General features: G+C 47.9%; 18 protein-coding genes and 1 pseudogene. 10 read left to right on the top strand and 9 right to left on the bottom strand.

The annotated features are described in order from the left end of the window. The 4 genes and pseudogenes from OQ477_RS19185 (at position 1) to nosA (ending at position 4,517) form a co-directional block, all read left to right on the top strand. Positions 1 to 964 (top strand): annotated as a pseudogene (locus OQ477_RS19185) (tripartite tricarboxylate transporter substrate binding protein). A gap of 193 nt (positions 965 to 1,157) precedes the next feature. Next, the gene (locus OQ477_RS19190) at positions 1,158 to 2,456 is read left to right on the top strand and encodes a citrate:proton symporter (RefSeq protein WP_265973508.1); all 1,299 of its coding nucleotides are present in this window, start codon (positions 1,158 to 1,160) and stop codon (positions 2,454 to 2,456) included. Positions 2,457 to 2,507: 51 nt separating this feature from the next. After that, entirely contained in the window at positions 2,508 to 3,302 is a 795-nt protein-coding gene (locus OQ477_RS19195) for an MBL fold metallo-hydrolase (RefSeq protein WP_163114126.1), read from the top strand. A gap of 123 nt (positions 3,303 to 3,425) precedes the next feature. Further along, on the top strand, positions 3,426 to 4,517 hold the full coding sequence (nosA, locus tag OQ477_RS19200; protein ID WP_012117063.1) for a nitric oxide synthase: 1,092 nt from the start codon (positions 3,426 to 3,428) through the stop codon (positions 4,515 to 4,517). Here the strand turns inward: nosA and OQ477_RS19205 are convergent. Then, positions 4,511 to 4,783 (bottom strand): acylphosphatase, encoded by a 273-nt coding sequence (locus tag OQ477_RS19205; RefSeq protein ID WP_151295649.1) that lies wholly within the window; start codon positions 4,781 to 4,783, stop codon positions 4,511 to 4,513. The genes nosA and OQ477_RS19205 overlap by 7 nt on opposite strands. A 67-nt stretch (positions 4,784 to 4,850) precedes the next feature. Between OQ477_RS19205 and OQ477_RS19210 the strand changes: the two genes are divergently transcribed. After that, positions 4,851 to 5,510 carry an MOSC domain-containing protein gene (locus OQ477_RS19210; RefSeq protein WP_017419099.1) on the top strand — a complete coding sequence of 220 codons (660 nt, stop codon included), beginning with the start codon at positions 4,851 to 4,853 and terminating at the stop codon, positions 5,508 to 5,510. Between the two features lie 39 nt (positions 5,511 to 5,549). Here the strand turns inward: OQ477_RS19210 and OQ477_RS19215 are convergent, their stop codons facing one another. The 4 genes from OQ477_RS19215 to map form a co-directional block, all read right to left on the bottom strand. Continuing rightward, positions 5,550 to 5,684, bottom strand: coding sequence for a YflJ family protein (locus OQ477_RS19215; protein WP_003155609.1), 135 nt, complete (start codon positions 5,682 to 5,684; stop codon positions 5,550 to 5,552). 178 nt (positions 5,685 to 5,862) lie between these two features. Then, complete coding sequence (locus tag OQ477_RS19220) at positions 5,863 to 6,018, bottom strand: hypothetical protein (RefSeq protein ID WP_265973509.1); 156 nt, start codon at positions 6,016 to 6,018, stop codon at positions 5,863 to 5,865. A gap of 82 nt (positions 6,019 to 6,100) precedes the next feature. After that, the gene (locus OQ477_RS19225; RefSeq protein WP_003155607.1) at positions 6,101 to 6,412 is read right to left on the bottom strand and encodes a DUF3243 domain-containing protein; all 312 of its coding nucleotides are present in this window, start codon (positions 6,410 to 6,412) and stop codon (positions 6,101 to 6,103) included. Positions 6,413 to 6,468: 56 nt separating this feature from the next. Further along, positions 6,469 to 7,218 carry a type I methionyl aminopeptidase gene (map, locus tag OQ477_RS19230; RefSeq protein WP_014417181.1) on the bottom strand — a complete coding sequence of 250 codons (750 nt, stop codon included), beginning with the start codon at positions 7,216 to 7,218 and terminating at the stop codon, positions 6,469 to 6,471. A 164-nt stretch (positions 7,219 to 7,382) separates the two neighbouring features. On the opposite strand from map, the gene nagE reads away from it, so the two are divergent. Then, entirely contained in the window at positions 7,383 to 8,765 is a 1,383-nt protein-coding gene (gene nagE, locus OQ477_RS19235; RefSeq protein ID WP_015239387.1) for an N-acetylglucosamine-specific PTS transporter subunit IIBC, read from the top strand. Between the two features lie 126 nt (positions 8,766 to 8,891). Continuing rightward, positions 8,892 to 9,335 carry a YfmQ family protein gene (locus tag OQ477_RS19240; RefSeq protein ID WP_007408492.1) on the top strand — a complete coding sequence of 148 codons (444 nt, stop codon included), beginning with the start codon at positions 8,892 to 8,894 and terminating at the stop codon, positions 9,333 to 9,335. A 40-nt stretch (positions 9,336 to 9,375) separates the two neighbouring features. On the opposite strand, the gene OQ477_RS19245 is transcribed toward OQ477_RS19240, so the two are convergent. Further along, complete coding sequence (locus OQ477_RS19245) at positions 9,376 to 11,313, bottom strand: LTA synthase family protein (RefSeq protein ID WP_265973510.1); 1,938 nt, start codon at positions 11,311 to 11,313, stop codon at positions 9,376 to 9,378. Between the two features lie 245 nt (positions 11,314 to 11,558). Between OQ477_RS19245 and OQ477_RS19250 the strand changes: the two genes are divergently transcribed. Next, positions 11,559 to 11,936: a DUF1992 domain-containing protein gene (locus OQ477_RS19250; protein WP_007610033.1), complete on the top strand. Its 378-nt coding sequence runs from the start codon at positions 11,559 to 11,561 to the stop codon at positions 11,934 to 11,936. A 9-nt stretch (positions 11,937 to 11,945) separates the two neighbouring features. Here OQ477_RS19250 and OQ477_RS19255 read toward each other — a convergent pair whose 3' ends face one another. From OQ477_RS19255 to OQ477_RS19265, 3 genes are read right to left on the bottom strand one after another with little or no spacing between them, the layout of a single operon-like run. Continuing rightward, positions 11,946 to 12,377, bottom strand: a complete 432-nt coding sequence (locus OQ477_RS19255) for an Hsp20/alpha crystallin family protein (RefSeq protein ID WP_003155596.1) — start codon at positions 12,375 to 12,377, stop codon at positions 11,946 to 11,948. Positions 12,378 to 12,392: 15 nt separating this feature from the next. Beyond that, on the bottom strand, positions 12,393 to 12,635 hold the full coding sequence (locus OQ477_RS19260) for a spore germination protein (RefSeq protein WP_003155595.1): 243 nt from the start codon (positions 12,633 to 12,635) through the stop codon (positions 12,393 to 12,395). A gap of 14 nt (positions 12,636 to 12,649) precedes the next feature. Beyond that, positions 12,650 to 12,910: a spore germination protein gene (locus OQ477_RS19265; protein WP_007408496.1), complete on the bottom strand. Its 261-nt coding sequence runs from the start codon at positions 12,908 to 12,910 to the stop codon at positions 12,650 to 12,652. Positions 12,911 to 13,180: 270 nt separating this feature from the next. On the opposite strand from OQ477_RS19265, the gene treP reads away from it, so the two are divergent. Together treP and treC are read left to right on the top strand one after the other, a co-directional pair. After that, positions 13,181 to 14,596 (top strand): PTS system trehalose-specific EIIBC component, encoded by a 1,416-nt coding sequence (treP, locus tag OQ477_RS19270; protein ID WP_032872301.1) that lies wholly within the window; start codon positions 13,181 to 13,183, stop codon positions 14,594 to 14,596. A gap of 75 nt (positions 14,597 to 14,671) precedes the next feature. Continuing rightward, positions 14,672 to 16,357 (top strand): alpha,alpha-phosphotrehalase, encoded by a 1,686-nt coding sequence (gene treC / locus OQ477_RS19275; RefSeq protein ID WP_130571746.1) that lies wholly within the window; start codon positions 14,672 to 14,674, stop codon positions 16,355 to 16,357. Positions 16,358 to 16,376: the final 19 nt, after the last annotated feature.

Consider the following 16,376-nt stretch of genomic DNA (forward strand, 5'->3'; position numbering starts at 1 on the left):
ATGAAGCGGTTGGGAGTGCTTCTTGTCATGCTGGCGGCGCTGGTTTCTTTTGACGGACGGCAGATGGCGGGCATCCGTTCAGCTGAAGGGCCGGTTGAAATTGTCGTCCCGGCAGCGCCTCAAGGGGGCTGGGACGTAACGGCAAAAGCGTTGCAATCGGTAATAGAGCGGAAGCAAATATTAGGCCGGCCCGTAAAGATCGTCTATAAACCCGGCGGAGGCGGAGACAGCGGCTGGAAATATGTAAACGAACGAAAAACGGATGTCATCAGTATGAATTCAAGCCTGCTGTTAAGCAATGAAATTTTGGGACAAAGCCGGCTGAAGGCAGCTGATTTTACGCCTTTGGCCATTATCGCAAAAGAGTGGCAGACCGTCGCTCTTCCGAAGGATTCAAAGATAAAAAGCGGAAAGCGGCTGCTCGGCGATATTAAAGCACATCCGGGCGGCATAAAAATCGGATTTGCGCCCGGCCTCGGAAATGATGACCAGCTCTCCTTTGCGAGAGCGGCGGAAATGGCCGGAATTTCTCCGTTTGATATCCGCTTTTTTCAATACGGGAGCAGCAATGAAGTCATTGAAGCTCTTATCAGCCACGAGATAGACGCCGCCTCAATGACCATTTCAGAAGCGAGAGACGCCTATCGGAAAGGGAAAATCACATTGGCGGCCGTTACGTCGGACAAAAGGCTCTCCGGCTTCAGCGATGTGCCGACATGGAAAGAGCAGGGGGTGCCGTTTGTCTTTGCGCACTGGAGAGGCATCATGGGGCCGAAAGACATGACCGAAGGCGAGATCGCCTATTGGGATCAGGCTTTGAAGCCAGATTACCTCATCCGCGGAGTGGAAGCAAATGTTGAAAAAACGGGATTGGGAGAGCTTTTATAAAAACAGCAGCGGCGCAAAACGCTTTTTAGAAGAGCAGACCGAGTTTTATAAAGAGATGATGAGCAGCGAAAAATAAGCCTTCCGCATATTTGCGGGGAGGCTTTTTATTTATAAATGAACAAAATGAACGAAAAGGTTATAAAAAATTAAAAATCTTTAAAATCCAAAATATTTACTTCAATATCCAATTCTCATAAGATAGCAAAAAGGCGGATAAAGGGGATCGGGCCTTTAAAATGTAAGCGTATTCATAATAAGGGGGACACACTGTGTTAGCAATCTTAGGCTTTCTTATGATGCTTGTTTTTATGGTGCTGATTATGACAAAATGGCTTTCCGTGTTAACGGCGCTCGTATTAACGCCGATCGTGTTTGCGCTGATTGCCGGGTTTTCTTTTAACCGGGTCGGCGAGATGATGATCTCCGGTATTGAACAGGTGGCGCCGATCGCAGTCATGATTATGTTTGCGATTCTTTATTTCGGCATTATGATCGATACCGGTTTATTTGATCCGATGGTGTCGCGTATTTTAAAGCTGGTTAAAGGCGACCCGCTCAAAATTGTAGTCGGAACAGCCGTCTTGACCATGCTTGTCGCACTGGACGGAGACGGCTCGACGACGTATATGATTACGACAAGCGCAATGCTGCCTTTGTATATTATGCTCGGAATCCGTCCGATTATTTTAGCGGGAATCGCCGGTGTCGGCATGGGTATCATGAACACGATACCATGGGGCGGCGCGACGCCGCGTGCGGCGAGTGCGCTCGGCGTTGACCCGGCAGAGCTGACGGGGCCGATGCTGCCTGTCATTGCCAGCGGAATGGTGTGTATGATTGTGGTCGCTTATGTACTCGGAAGGATGGAAAGGAAACGGCTCGGGGTGATCGAAATAAAGCAGCCGTCCCATACAAATGAAACGGCTGCGGCTGCGGAAGATGAATGGAAGCGGCCGAAACTGTGGTGGTTCAATTTACTGTTAACGCTTTCTTTAGTGGGATTTTTAGTATCAGGAAAAGTGAATTTAACCGTGCTGTTCATCATTGCGTTTTGTATCGCGCTGATTGTCAACTATCCGAAGCTTAACGATCAAAGGGAGCGTATTTCAGCCCATTCGAGCAATGTGCTTGCGATCGGTTCGATGATTTTTGCCGCAGGCGTGTTTACCGGCATTTTAACGGGGACGAAGATGGTTGATGAGATGGCCATTTCCCTCGTATCGCTTATTCCGGAACAGATGGGGGGATTTATTCCGGCGATTGTTGCCTTAACGAGCGGTATCTTTACGTTTCTGATGCCTAATGACGCCTATTTTTACGGCGTGCTGCCCATTTTGTCCGAGACCGCCGTGGCGTACGGTGTCGATAAGGTGGAAATCGCCCGCGCTTCGATCATCGGCCAGCCGATTCATATGTTAAGCCCGCTCGTGCCGTCGACGCATTTATTAGTCGGGCTTGCCGGGGTCACGATTGATGAGCACCAGAAATTTGCGATGAAATGGGCGGTTCTTGCCGTTATCGTCATGACGGCCTTTGCGCTCATCATCGGCGCAATCACGATTTTTTAACATAAAACACCCGGTTCGTCGCACACTAAAGGCATCAGAGGAGGTGCCATGATGAGTGATCCGTTTATGCCGCTTTTTTCAGTGAGAAGCGGAGCCGGTTTTAAAGCGGCGGACGGCGTTTACGGACTGACCGTGCAGATTGCGAATGTTTACTTTATCGAAAATCCCTCAGCTCCGCGGGAAATCATTCTGGTTGACGCGGGAATGCCGCAATCGGCGGAGATGATAACAGAAGAAATGAAACGCCGGTTCAAAGAGGGGTATCAGCTGAAGGCGGTCATTTTGACACACGGTCATTTTGATCATGTCGGTGCGATTGAAGAGCTGCTTGAGCTTTGGGATGTGCCGGTTTACATTCATGAAAAGGAGCTCCCGTACGTCACGGGGAAAGCGGATTATCCGCCTGCCAGGCCCGATGCGAAAAAAGGGCTTGTCGCAAAGCTGTCACCGCTGTTTCCGCGCCATACGATCCGCATTCCGTCCGTTCAGGCACTGCCTTCAGACGGTACCGTTCCGTTTCTTGAAGAATGGAAATGGGTGCATACGCCCGGTCACACCCCCGGCCATATTTCATTATTCCGGGATAAAGACCGCGTTCTGCTTGCCGGTGATGCCGTGATCACTGTTGAACAGGAATCGCTTGCGGACGTTGTCATTCAAAAACAAGAGCTTCACGGGCCGCCCGCCTATTTTACAGCGGATACGCAGACGGCGGCCGCGTCCGTTCAGAAACTGGCCGAACTGGAGCCGGAAGCGCTTTTGACGGGTCACGGAATTCCGATGACGGGAAAAAACTACCGTGAGGATTTGCTTAAACTGGCTGAAAAATTGCATTCCGTTTTGTAAAACACCTGCGAAAATCACAGGTGTTTTTTCTATGCAGTTTCCAGTATGATACAAAAAAACCATTGTGTTCACTCCTAAAAACGATACAATGGGAAACAGATGTAAATTGAAGGAGAGAGTTTTTTGAAACATACGGAAATACTTTGGGATGAGGCGAAGGATTTTATTGATGTCTGCTATCAGGAACTCGGAATGGAATCGCAAATCAACGCGCGTCTTCACGCGATAAAAGATGAGATAGATCGGACGGGAAGTTACGTCCATACGGCGGAAGAGCTTGAACACGGGGCGAAAATGGCGTGGCGCAACAGCAACCGCTGTATCGGGCGTCTGTTCTGGCAATCGCTGAACGTCATTGACCGGCGCGGTGTGAACACGAAAGAAGAGGTGCGCGACGCATTATTTGAACATATTGAAATCGCCACGAACGGCGGAAAAATTAAACCGACGATTACGATTTTCCCTCCTGAGAAGAATGGGGAGAAACAAGTGGAAATCTGGAATCACCAGCTCATTCGCTATGCGGGATATGAGACTGAAAAAGGAAGAGTCGGTGATCCGGCATCATATGAGCTGACGGCTGTCTGCGAAAAACTCGGCTGGCGCGGGAAGCGGACCGATTTTGATATTCTGCCGCTGCTTTTCCGGATGAAAGGGGACGGGCAGCCGGTCTGGTATGACCTGCCTCAGACGCTCGTGAAAGAAGTGCCGATCACCCATCCGGATATTGAAGAGTTTGCCGATTTAAATCTCAGATGGTACGGGGTTCCGATTATCGCCGATATGAGGCTTGAAATCGGCGGGCTGTCGTACAACGCGGCGCCTTTTAACGGATGGTATATGGGAACCGAAATCGGCGCAAGGAACCTTGCTGACGAAAAACGGTATGATATGCTCAAAAAAGCCGCTGCGGTCATGGGGATTTCCGCCAGCCTGAATACCGACCTATGGAAAGATCAGGTGTTGGTGGAACTGAATAAGGCAGTGCTCTATTCATACAAAAAACACGGTGTCAGCATTGTCGATCACCATACGGCGGCGAATCAATTTAAACGCTTTGAAGAACAGGAACAAGACGCGGGCAGAAAGCTGACGGGCGACTGGACCTGGCTGATTCCGCCGATCTCGCCGGCTTCCACCCACATTTTCCATAAATCATATGACAATACGATTGTGAAGCCGAATTATTATTATCAGGACAAACCTTATCAGTAACTGATGGTAAAGGTGCGGTACCCTTTCAGACGGTGTGATTCTTCGATGGTTACGCCTGTAACATTTGAGAAGGGGCTGCCTTTTCTGACTGCTTCGGCAAATTGTTTTAACGACTCTTCAGGACCTTCGGCAAGGATTTCCACCCGGCCGTCATCACGGTTTTTTACCCAGCCGGCTATCTTATGTCTGTCGGCTTCCATCTGGACGAAGTAGCGAAAACCTACGCCCTGAACCCGGCCGTCTGCAATCATATGATATTGAAGCATGGAAAAACCACCTTTTTCTTACTATGATAAAGGAAAGATATGATATTTCGCAAAGGATGTGAACGAGGTGACGCAAGACTATTCTGTCTTATCTATCAATCTCGGAAAGCCCGCAATTCATGAATTTGCCGGCAGACAAATCAATTCCGGCATCATAAAGCGGCCCGCTGATTCTCCCGTCATGCTGTATAAAACCCATTTTGACGGGGACGGGCAGGCTGATCTGAAGAATCACGGAGGCCCCGATAAAGCGGTGTGCGTGTATCCCGCCGAGCATTATTCATATTGGGAAACAACGCTCGCGAGAAAACTTCCCGCCGCTGCGTTCGGGGAGAATGTAACGGTCAAAGGACTGGCCGAACAAGACGTGTGGATCGGAGACGTCTTTCAGCTGGGGGAAGCCGTCGTTCAAGTAAGCCAGCCGCGCCAGCCCTGCGTCAAACTCGCGCTCAAATATGGCATCAAAGATATGGTGCTCCGTGTACAGCAGACGGGATTTACCGGCTTTTATTTCAGGGTGCTTGAAGAAGGATATGTCGATCCGCGCCCCGTCCTCAAGCGTCTGTCGAGAGGCAAAGAAAGCATTTCCGTCTGGTATGCGAATGAAGTGAAATATCGTGATTCCGGCAATCTGTCAGCGATTGAAGAAATACTGCGGGAAGAAGCGCTGTCAGAAAGCTGGAGGGAGTCCTTCCTTAAAAAAAGAGACAGGCTCACTAATGTATAGAAAAAAGCCGTGCTGTACTGACAGCACGGCTGATTTACGTTATGCTTGTTTTTTTGTTTCCAGCAGATTGGCAAGGAAGTACTTTTTGAAGCTTTGAAGCTTTCTTCCTTCATAGTGGGTAATTCCTTTTTTCTTTAACTCTTCTACATACCAGCCTTTACTGCCATAATGCATGTCAGAAAACTCCTTTCTCCGTTCTCCCGCTGGGGAGGTTTCTTCAGTTTTTGCCAAACTTTTGGCATTGTAACATCTATAAAAAGACGCTGAAAAGGGATAACGCAAAAACTGAGACTTTCGATTCAGAGATGTAAAGCTTTCTTACATATATATGTAAAGGGCGGTCTTTTCATGCTTAATGGCCGGTTAATTTTAACAGCACCGTTCCGAGTGTCATGATTCCGAAAACGACGCCGAAATAAATCAGCATCCCCTTCTTTTTCTTCACTCCGTAAACGGTGAGAACGATGCTTTCAATAAAGAAAATAAACCCGAAGATAATAAACCACATGTTGAAAAATGGCTCCTTTCACAGACATATGTCCAGTGTAGCACAACTCTTATAACGGAGCATAAAAAAGCCGGGCACTGTATCAGTGTCCGGCAAGTTTGACGAGAAGCTGGGCCAAATGCTGTTTTTCATTGTCATCCGCAATGTCCCACAGTTCTTGTAAGAGTTTTTCTTCCGCATTGCGGGGCTCCTCGTGTTTGGCGAGATAGTCCCCGAGGATGGCGGCGCTTTTAATGATTTTGCTGTCATCCAGACCCAGTTTTTTTCCGGCGGAAATTTTCTGATGAAGGTACGCCTTAAATTCCTCGAAATCCTCTAAAATCTGCTGTTTCGTTACGCCGTGCATGGCGTGTATTTCGTTTTCGATTTTGATTTTTTCTTTATCTTTTTTCATGCGTCTCCCTCCTTCGGGTTAGTTGTTGTATACCTGTTTGGAAGGGAGATGAAACATTACAATGCAGTTAAAATAATCGGTTTGTCTTTTGTGATCACGATGGTGTGTTCCACTTGGGCGACAAGGCTTTTATCCGGCGTTTTATACGTCCAGCCGTCTCCCGTTTCAACAATCGTTTCCGCTTTCGTGGAAATAAACGGCTCAAGCGCGATCACGGTTCCGTTTTTAAGAAGCGCGTTATCAAACGGATCGTAGTAATTCATGATGTGGTTCGGCGCTTCATGGAGGTTTCTGCCGATTCCGTGGCCCGTCAGCGTTTTAATGACGGTAAATCCGTTGGAGCGGGCTTCATGGTAGACGGCTCTGCCGATCTGGTTTTGGCGTTTGCCGGCTTTTGCCTGATCCAATCCTTTCTGAAATGCGGATGCTGCGCAGTTACAAAGCTTTTGCAGACGTTCATCGCCTTCTCCGAGTACAAATGAAATTCCCGTATCGGAATAAAAACCGCCGAACTCCGCCGAAATATCGATATTTACAAGATCTCCGGCTTTTAAGATTTTAGAGGCGCTCGGAATGCCGTGAGCGACTTCGTCATTTACGCTGATACATGTCACGCCCGGGAAATCGTATTCCTTCTCCGGAGCGGAAGCGGCTCCGTGCTCGTCAAGCACCGCCTTTCCGATCAGGTCAAGATCTTTCGTGCTCATGCCGGGCTCGGCTTTTTTCTTCATTTCTTCACGCGCCAGCGCGACGATTCTGCCGATTTTTTTAAGGCCTTCTAATTCTTGATCGTTCGTTACAATCATTGTCATTCCCGCTTTCTATTTTTAATCATCTGATTCAAGCTTACCACAACTGGTTTATAAATAGAAAACCAACAAGCCTTATGTGAATAAATGAAGGAAAATTGGTATAGATCACTAGATAACTTATGTGGTATATTTAAGAAAAAAGAAGGGGGATGGGTAAAATGCTTCAATTTTTGCAAAAACTCGGAAAATCATTTATGCTTCCGATTGCCGTTCTGCCCGCCGTTGGTATTATTTTGGCCATCGGCAGAGAGGACTTATTAAATATTCCGTTCATTTACGCGGCGGGGACCGCGGTATTTGATCATCTGCCGCTGATTTTCGCGATCGGAATCGCGATCGGGATTTCCAAAGACAGCAACGGGGCCGCCGCTCTGTCGGGAGCAATTTCTTATATCATGCTGGACGCGGCTGTAAAATCAATCAATTCGACAAATAATATGGCCGTTTTCGGAGGGATTATCGCGGGGTTAATTGCGGGATACACGTATAATCGCTTTAAGGATACGAAGCTGCCCGAATATCTCGGTTTTTTCAGCGGGCGCAGGCTCGTTCCGATTGTAACGGCGCTGATTACCATTATTTTGGCGGGGATCTTCGGATTTGTGTGGCCGCCGATTCAGTCGGTGATTACGTCTTTCGGGGAATGGATGATCGGGCTTGGCGGAATCGGCGCGGGGATTTACGGGATTTTTAACCGGCTTTTGATTCCGTTCGGTCTTCATCATGTGCTGAATAATATTTTTTGGTTCCAATTTGGCGATTTTCACGGAAAAACGGGAGATCTGGCCCGCTTCTTTGCGAAGGATCCGACGGCGGGAACTTATATGACGGGATTTTTCCCGATTATGATGTTCGGGCTTCCGGCCGCATGTCTGGCAATGATTGCCGCGGCTAAGCCAAGTAAGCGCAAAGCGACGGCCGGAATGATGATCGGTCTCGCGCTGACGGCATTTATTACCGGAATTACAGAGCCGATTGAATTTGCATTTATGTTTTTATCACCGCTTTTGTACGGGGTTCATGCTATATTAACCGGGTTCTCTTTATTTATCGTGAATGTTCTCGGAATCAGGTCAGGTTTTTCATTCTCGGCGGGGGCGATCGATTATCTCCTCAGCTACGGGATTGCCGAAAAACCGCTTTTGCTGCTCGTTGTCGGGCTTTGTTATGCGGTGATCTATTTTGTCGTCTTCTATATGCTCATCAAAACGTTAAACTTGAAAACGCCGGGACGGGAAGATGATGAGGAAGAGGAAGAAGTGCTTAGTGAAGATACGGCCGGTTCCGTCGAAGAACATGCCATGCTCAAGGGGCTCGGCGGCAGGCAAAACCTCGAAACGATTGATCACTGTGCGACCCGCCTCAGGCTGACCGTGCAGGATACGTCTCTCATTAATGAGGCGGCGCTTAAAAAAGCGGGAGCAAAAGGGGTTATCAAAACGGGGAATAAAACGGCGCAGGTCATTATCGGGCCGAACGTCGAATTTGTCGCGGAAGAGCTGAGAGAAGCCGTCCGCCGTGACGACCAGAAGCAGACTTGAAAAATCCGGATCACCTAGGTGATCCGGATTTTTTTTGAACATATATCAAGTTTCACATAATGTACAAAAAACAACGTTTTCTTCTATGTTAAGATTCATGTAGAACAAGTATGGAGATGATGTAAGGTGACATGGATTGCAGTTGTTTCAATTGTTGTCATAAGCCTGATTAAGATTGTGCTGACATGCCTTCCTACCGGAGCGGTGGAATGGATCCTCCGCAAGTTTGAAACCCATTCAAAGCTCAGTGACGCGTCCGCTGCCGTTTCCCTCGGCGGAAAACGTCTGGAAGGCGAAGACAAACGCCGGGTGATTGATGATTTTAACGAAGCCGTGTTTATCGAACGGCATTATATATACCCAGGGGATGAAGAGCGTTATCTTCATCCGCAAAACGGAGCCGATCCGCTTGTCATTAAGACGAGAAAAGGAAAAAAAGATGTGACGGTGTTTGTATACAGCTACGAAGACCATGTAGATGTCGTCAAACAGCAGAAAAAGAAAGTCGTCGCTTATTCAGTTCTTTCCGACAGCCTGCAAAAGCGCTCTATGGCCGCCGCCGGGAGCTGAACATAAAAAAGCCAGATCATTGATATGATCTGGCTTTTGTTTATTCTTTTTGATCATCTGCTGAGGAATCTTCACGCTTCGTATAATCGAATTGTGAAGGGTCCACTTTCTTAAAGCCTTTCGGCTGATAGAAACGAAGCAGATCGCCGTTGATGATCTTATCAGACATTTCAAGCTCAGTCTTGACGAGAGAGTCTTCTTTTTTGTCGACTTCTGAATCATCTAAAAGTCTTCCGGTTTTCGTATCGTAATACTTGCCGGACACTTTCGTATAGTTCGGCGAGATGAAGTCTCCGTTACGGAACGGAATGACTTCTCTGTGCTCTTTCGATAAGATATCTGAACCTGACATGAGATAATCTTTCGTATCGACGCCGAGCAGATGAAGAACGGTCGGCGCGACATCGACTTCACCGGCAAATTTATGATTGCGGCCGCCTTTCACGCCGGGAGCGTGGATAAAGAGCGGCACCCGCTGAAGCTGGGCATTGTCGTATTCATTGATCTCATCTTTGCCGAGCACTTTCGCCATCGCTTTATTATGGTTTTCGGAGATGCCGTAGTGGTCTCCGTACATCACGATAATCGACTTATCGTACAGGCCGTCTTTTTTCAGGTCATGAAAGAACTGTTCGATTGATTCATCCAGATAGTTCGCGGACTGGAAGTAATTATTAACGACTGAATCGCCAAAGTCTCCCGCCGGGAAGTCCGTGTCTTCTTTATCCATTCCGAACGGGAAGTGGTTTGACAGCGTAATGAACTTCGTATAGAACGGCTGCGGCAGGCTCTTTAAGAGCGGCATGGATTCTTTGAAATACGGTTTGTCTTTCATGCCGTAGTTTTTCGTGTTTTCTTCGCTCATGTCATAATAAGCGGAATCGAAAAACTTATCGATGCCTTCCGCTTTGTACATTTCGTTACGGTTCCAGAAAGTCTGCGTATTTCCGTGGAAAGCGGCAGACGTGTACTTTTTGCCTTTTAGGATCGCAGGAACGGACTGCAGCGTGTTTTGCGCTTTATTGACGAAAACCGAACCTTGCGAAAGCGGGTACAGAGAGTTCTCCATCATAAATTCCGCATCAGATGTTTTACCTTGTCCCGTTTGGTGGAAAAAGTTATCAAAGTAGAATGTTTGATTATCGTGCGCCAGTTTGTTTAAAAACGGCGTCACTTCCTTGCCGTTAATTTTATAATCAATGATAAAGGATTGCAGAGACTCTAATGAGACGTAGATGACGTTTTTTCCTTCGGCTTTTCCGAAGTAGACGTTGTTCGGCACGTCATAGTTGGCCTTCATATAGTTTTCCACATCCGTTACATCGCTTGAATCGGCAAGCGCGCGCTGGCTGTTTGATTTCACATTCTGCACGGCATCGTAAATCGTAAAGTTGTACGTGCCCAAGTATTTCACCAGATAGTTTCTGTCAAATGAGCGTGTCAAAAGCTCAGGACGGTCGGATTCCGCGACGGCGAGGTTGATCAGGAACACAAGCACGGCGGAAGCCAAAACGATTCTGAATGATTTCTTCGCCGGTTTTTCAGCCGGTTTTTTCATCTTAAGGGCCAAGATAATCAAAATGACGGTATCCAGGAAGTAGAAGGCGTCTGTCCATCTCATTAACGAGAACGCGCTGTCTCCGAGCTGGCCGCCGTTTGTCTTTGCCTGCATCATGACCGGGATGGTAATGAAATCATTAAAGAATCTATAATAGACGATGTTTGCAAAAAGCAAAAAAGACAATAAAAAATGAATCACAATAATGGCTGTCTGCTGTAATTTTTTCTTGAAAAGAAGCCCAAGTCCAAGAAAGAACAAGCTGGAGCTCAGCGGATTCACAAAAAGCAATATTTTCTGGATCGTGTTGTCTATGCCGAGGTTAAAGTTTAAAATATAAGCGACATATGTTTTCACCCACAATAACACGACCGCTATCAAGAAGAAGGCAAGTCCTCTTTCTTTTATAAATGTTTTCATTGTTACACTCCTTTTTTCCGATCACGGTTTACACGGAACGATAGAAAAAACGAACGTAATCAATATACCATGAAACCAGCAAATAGAAAAGGTGGAAAAGGCTCATCGGAAAAAGGGCGAAAAACGCTGTCGCAACGACGGTTGATCTGTTGAATGACAGCTTTAAAACATATAAATGGAACAAACTGGGTCCTGTGTTTCCGTATGATCACACCCGGTTCTATTGAAAAAAGAGGTGAACAGTGATGGATATTGCCCATATCGTGGCTGAAGATAAAATCAAGCGCGCCATTAAGGATGGAGAGTTCGCCGGCATCAAAGGAATGGGAAAGCCCCTGCCGAAAGACGATGCCGCACATCTTCCGGAATCGCTCAGAATGGGCTACCGCATATTAAAAAACGCCGGGATCGCCGAGGATGAGGGCGCGCTGAAGAAAGAGCTGATGACGCTCGATTATTTGATCGCCAAGTGCCGCAATGAACAGGAGCGGGATCACTTGCGGAACAAACGGACGGAAAAACAAGTCAGACTCGACAAACTGACGGAGGAGAAAGCCATGTTCTCAAAACCCGCATCTTCTCATTATAAGGAGAAAGTGTACAGACGGCTGGGCCGCCCGTAAGCCGGCTCTTTAGATTTTTTTCTGAAAAGGAATGTGCTCCATAAGGCGCGGGTAGGAAATGTGGAGCAGGCCGTTTACGCACTGCGCCTGTAACAGGTGGGGCTCAGCCGGTTCAGGAAGCTCAATCGTCTCATCGATTTCCCCGTAATACCGGTTTTGGCAGACGCCCATGTTCTTTGGAAAAAGGGGTGTGATGTTTCCTCTTATATGCAGCCGTGTTCTTGACAGCAGCCTCAATGTCAATTCTTCTTCGTAAACGCCGGGCATTTCCACAATGACGAATGTGTGCTGTTCATCCTGATAAATATCATAAGTCAGGGTGTTTTTTTGTAAGGAGAAAAAATCTTCGGGAGATTTCCGTTTCAGGACATTGGTCCAAAAGTCGCTGGGCTTGTGCTCGTTCGTAATCTCAAGCCACTTTCTCATTTTTTCGATATCCACTTCGGCAGAACCTCCCTATATTTGATTTGCGATCGGCATTGACGGGTTGGCGATCTGATCCTGATCGCTCACGTCAGGGTCAAGATGGCCCGAATTCAAACATCCGGCGGCCGGCGAAAAATCCCCTAAAGAAAAGTTCGCGCCGACAAATTTGCTGTTGGCGGTGTGGCTGTTTTGTACGGTCTGACCGATATCGACGTTTCCGTTTTGCGTTGCTCCGTTTACTTTTATATTGACGACGTTAATTTGGTAAGGCATTCATAAAAACCCCTTTAATCTATAATGGGCGGCACCGGCGTAATATTTGCGGTATCTGCGGTTCCGATGGCTGTCTGGTCGTTGACATCAGGATCATTTAACAAGTTCTCCATCATCGATTCTATAGGTGACGTATCGCCGAATGAAGAGTTCAGTCCTTGTGATTTGTTATTTGTGGTGGGACTGTTGTATGCCGCTTCCCCAATCGTAATAGATCCGTTGCCAGAAATACTGTTAATCTTCAAATAGTACAGGTTGATAACAGTGGATGGCATCTCTTCACACCTCTTTAACTTAGTTGTACAGTACTGTATGCTTTTTGTGCTCCTGTTGTGAATTCCGCCCGGACATGTTCCCGATAAAACAAGAAGTCAAGGCCCGGTTCCGGCGGGGCTTTTTTTGTTTCAGGGTCTTTCGCAGTATATTTGTGATGAAAGCGCTATAAAAATAGATTGACGACATGTATATACATCATTACAATAGAGTCATAAACATGTATATACAAGTTTGTGAGACAAAATGAAAACGGTTACGGAGGGGTTGGCATGGGTGAGTTTAACCGGGCTGCGCGGCAGATCGCTGAAGCTGTCGGCGGAATCGAAAATATTGAGGCGGCGACTCATTGTGTGACGCGTTTGCGGTTTGCATTAATAGATGAAACCAAAGTAAACCAAAAAATGCTTGATGCAATAGACATTGTCAAAGGATCTTTTGCGGTAAACGGGCAGTTTCAAGTCGTGATCGGGCAGGGGACGGTCAACAAAGTATATGCGGAATTAGTGAAGGAAACGGGGATGGGTGAAGCGTCCAAGGATGACGTGAAGAAGGCGGCAGCGCAAAACATGAATCCTTTACAGCGTGCTGTGAAAACGCTTGCGGACATCTTTATTCCGATCTTGCCGGCGATCGTCACGGCCGGGCTTTTAATGGGTCTGAACAATATCTTAACGGCGGAAGGCATTTTCTACAGCGCCAAATCGATTGTCCAAGTGTATCCGCAATGGGCGGATCTCGCCAATATGATTAATCTGATCGCGGGGACGGCTTTCGCTTTTCTGCCGGCTTTAATCGGCTGGTCGGCAGTGAAGCGGTTCGGAGGAAGCCCGCTTTTAGGCATCGTGCTCGGGCTGATGCTGGTGCATCCTGATCTGTTAAACGCATGGGGCTACGGGGCTGCCGAGCAGAGCGGCGATATTCCGGTGTGGAACCTGTTCGGCCTTGAGGTGCAGAAAGTTGGGTATCAAGGTCAGGTGCTCCCGATTCTGCTGGCGTCTTATTTACTTGCCAGGCTTGAGCTCTTTTTGACGAAACGGACGCCGGAGGGTATTCAGCTGTTGGTCGTCGCGCCGGTGACGCTTTTGGTCATCGGTTTTCTATCCTTTGTCATCATCGGTCCGATTACCTTTGCGATCGGTAACGCGCTGACGGCGGGATTGATTGCCGTTTTCGGCCAATTCTCCGCCATCGGAGGCCTGCTGTACGGAGGGCTGTATTCGGCGCTTGTGATCACGGGGATGCACCATACGTTTCTCGCGGTCGATCTTCAATTAATCGGATCAAAGCTCGGCGGCACATTTTTATGGCCGATGCTCGCATTGTCAAATATCGCTCAAGGATCGGCGGCTTTGGCCATGATGCTGATCACAAAAGATAAAAAACAGCGGGGGCTTTCACTGACGGCCGGCATTTCCGCATATTTGGGCATTACCGAACCGGCGATTTTCGGCGTGAATCTGCGTTACAAATTTCCGTTTGTGATCGCCATGATCAGTTCGGGAATCGCGGGGATGTTCATCTCCGTCAAAGGCGTTCTCGCAAGCTCGGTCGGAGTCGGCGGCGTGCCGGGGATCTTCTCCATTATGAGTCGGTACTGGGGTCCGTTTGCGATCGGAATGCTGATCGTGCTGATTCTCCCGTTTGCGGGAACATACGGGTATGCGCGGCTGAAACGGCAAAAATAGAAAACCTGCGGGGCGCCTTCTATCAGGCTGTCCCTTTTCCCTTTCAATTCAAAACATTACAGGCGGTGAAGAAAAATGAAAACAGACAGCACACCATGGTGGAAAAAGGCAGCGGTATATCAAATTTATCCGAAGAGCTTTAATGATACGACGGGAAACGGGATCGGTGATCTGAACGGTATTATCGAGAAGCTTGATTATTTGCAGAAGCTTTTGATTGATGTCATTTGGCTTACGCCGATTTACGATTCGCCGCAGAATGACAACGGTTATGACATTCGCGATTACTGCACCATTTATGAAGAATACGGAACGATGGAGGATTTTGAACGCCTTCTCGATGAAGCGCACAAAAGAGGAATCAAGGTCGTCATGGATCTTGTCGTAAACCATACATCAGTCGAGCATCGGTGGTTCAAAGAAGCGGTCTCGTCACCCGACAGTCCGTATCGGGATTTTTACATTTGGAAAGACGGAAAGGAAGACGGCCGGGCGCCGAACAACTGGGAATCAAAATTCGGCGGTTCCGCTTGGGAGCTCGACCCGGCGTCAGGCCAGCACTATCTGCATTTATTTGATGTGTCGCAGGCCGATTTGAACTGGGAAAATGAAAAGATGAGAAAAAAGGTCTACGACATGATGCATTTTTGGTTCCGGAAAGGGATCGACGGCTTCCGGCTGGATGTGATCAACCTCATTTCTAAAGACCAATCGTTTCCTGATGCCGAGGATGGGCGTGACGGCCGCCCTTATTATACGGACGGGCCGCGCGTGCACGAATTTCTCCATGAGATGAACCGGGAAGTGTTTTCGAAATATGACAGTATGACGGTCGGGGAAATGTCCTCGACAACGGCTGACCACTGCATCCGGTACACAAACCCTGAGAATAAAGAACTCGATATGACCTTTAACTTTCATCATTTAAAAGTGGATTATCCGAATGGTGAAAAATGGGCGCTCGCTCCGTTTGATTTTCTGAAGCTGAAACGGATTTTAGCGTTTTGGCAGACGGAGATGCAAAAAGGCGGAGGCTGGAACGCATTATTCTGGTGCAACCATGACCAGCCGCGGGCCGTATCCAGATACGGAGACGACGGCGTTTACCGGACGAAATCAGCCAAAATGCTGGCGGCGGCCATTCATATGATGCAGGGCACGCCTTACATTTATCAAGGTGAGGAGATCGGCATGGGCAATCCGAAGTTCGATGACATCGGCTCATACCGCGATGTCGAATCATTGAACATGTACAAAAAGATGAAGGAAGAGGGCGTGCCCGAAAAAGACATTATTGCCATTTTAAAAGAGAAATCAAGAGACAATGCAAGAACCCCCATTCAGTGGAACAGCGGGCCGCACGGCGGTTTCACGACGGGCACGCCTTGGATTCCGTCGGCGGATGATTATCGGGACATTAACGCGGAAGCGGCTTTGCGGGACCCGGATTCAATTTTCTATCATTATCAGAAGCTCATCAAGCTCAGAAAGGAATATGACATCGTGACTGAAGGAACGTTTGAGCTGCTTGCTGAAGACGATCCGGCGGTTCTGGCGTACGTCAGACACGGCAAGGATGAAAAACTGCTGTGCATCAACAACTTCTACGGGAAAGAAGCGGACTTTACGGTTCCGCTTAAAGACACGGACGGCTGGCGGTTTACGGTGCTGCTGACGAATGATGAACCGAGGGAAGGGCGGCCGGAACGATTGACGCTCCGTCCGTATGAATCGATCGTTTATCATCTGACAAAAGCGTGATACACTAATCTGGGTGGTC

Source organism: Bacillus sp. ChL18 (genome assembly GCF_026241425.1).
GTDB lineage: Bacteria > Bacillota > Bacilli > Bacillales > Bacillaceae > Bacillus > Bacillus velezensis.

What these genes read in the sequence shown, in the direction of transcription:
- treP (WP_032872301.1), top strand. Translation starts at nt 13,181, where the DNA reads ATGGGTGAGTTTAACCGGGCTGCGCGGCAGATCGCTGAAGCTGTCGGC.
- treC (WP_130571746.1), top strand. Translation starts at nt 14,672, where the DNA reads ATGAAAACAGACAGCACACCATGGTGGAAAAAGGCAGCGGTATATCAA.
- OQ477_RS19220 (WP_265973509.1), bottom strand. Translation starts at nt 6,018, where the DNA reads ATGTGGTTTATTATCTTCGGGTTTATTTTCTTTATTGAAAGCATCGTT.
- OQ477_RS19260 (WP_003155595.1), bottom strand. Translation starts at nt 12,635, where the DNA reads ATGCCTTACCAAATTAACGTCGTCAATATAAAAGTAAACGGAGCAACG.
- OQ477_RS19215 (WP_003155609.1), bottom strand. Translation starts at nt 5,684, where the DNA reads ATGCATTATGGCAGTAAAGGCTGGTATGTAGAAGAGTTAAAGAAAAAA.
- nagE (WP_015239387.1), top strand. Translation starts at nt 7,383, where the DNA reads ATGCTTCAATTTTTGCAAAAACTCGGAAAATCATTTATGCTTCCGATT.
- OQ477_RS19195 (WP_163114126.1), top strand. Translation starts at nt 2,508, where the DNA reads ATGAGTGATCCGTTTATGCCGCTTTTTTCAGTGAGAAGCGGAGCCGGT.
- OQ477_RS19205 (WP_151295649.1), bottom strand. Translation starts at nt 4,783, where the DNA reads ATGCTTCAATATCATATGATTGCAGACGGCCGGGTTCAGGGCGTAGGT.
- OQ477_RS19225 (WP_003155607.1), bottom strand. Translation starts at nt 6,412, where the DNA reads ATGAAAAAAGATAAAGAAAAAATCAAAATCGAAAACGAAATACACGCC.
- OQ477_RS19250 (WP_007610033.1), top strand. Translation starts at nt 11,559, where the DNA reads ATGGATATTGCCCATATCGTGGCTGAAGATAAAATCAAGCGCGCCATT.
- OQ477_RS19265 (WP_007408496.1), bottom strand. Translation starts at nt 12,910, where the DNA reads ATGCCATCCACTGTTATCAACCTGTACTATTTGAAGATTAACAGTATT.
- map (WP_014417181.1), bottom strand. Translation starts at nt 7,218, where the DNA reads ATGATTGTAACGAACGATCAAGAATTAGAAGGCCTTAAAAAAATCGGC.
- OQ477_RS19245 (WP_265973510.1), bottom strand. Translation starts at nt 11,313, where the DNA reads ATGAAAACATTTATAAAAGAAAGAGGACTTGCCTTCTTCTTGATAGCG.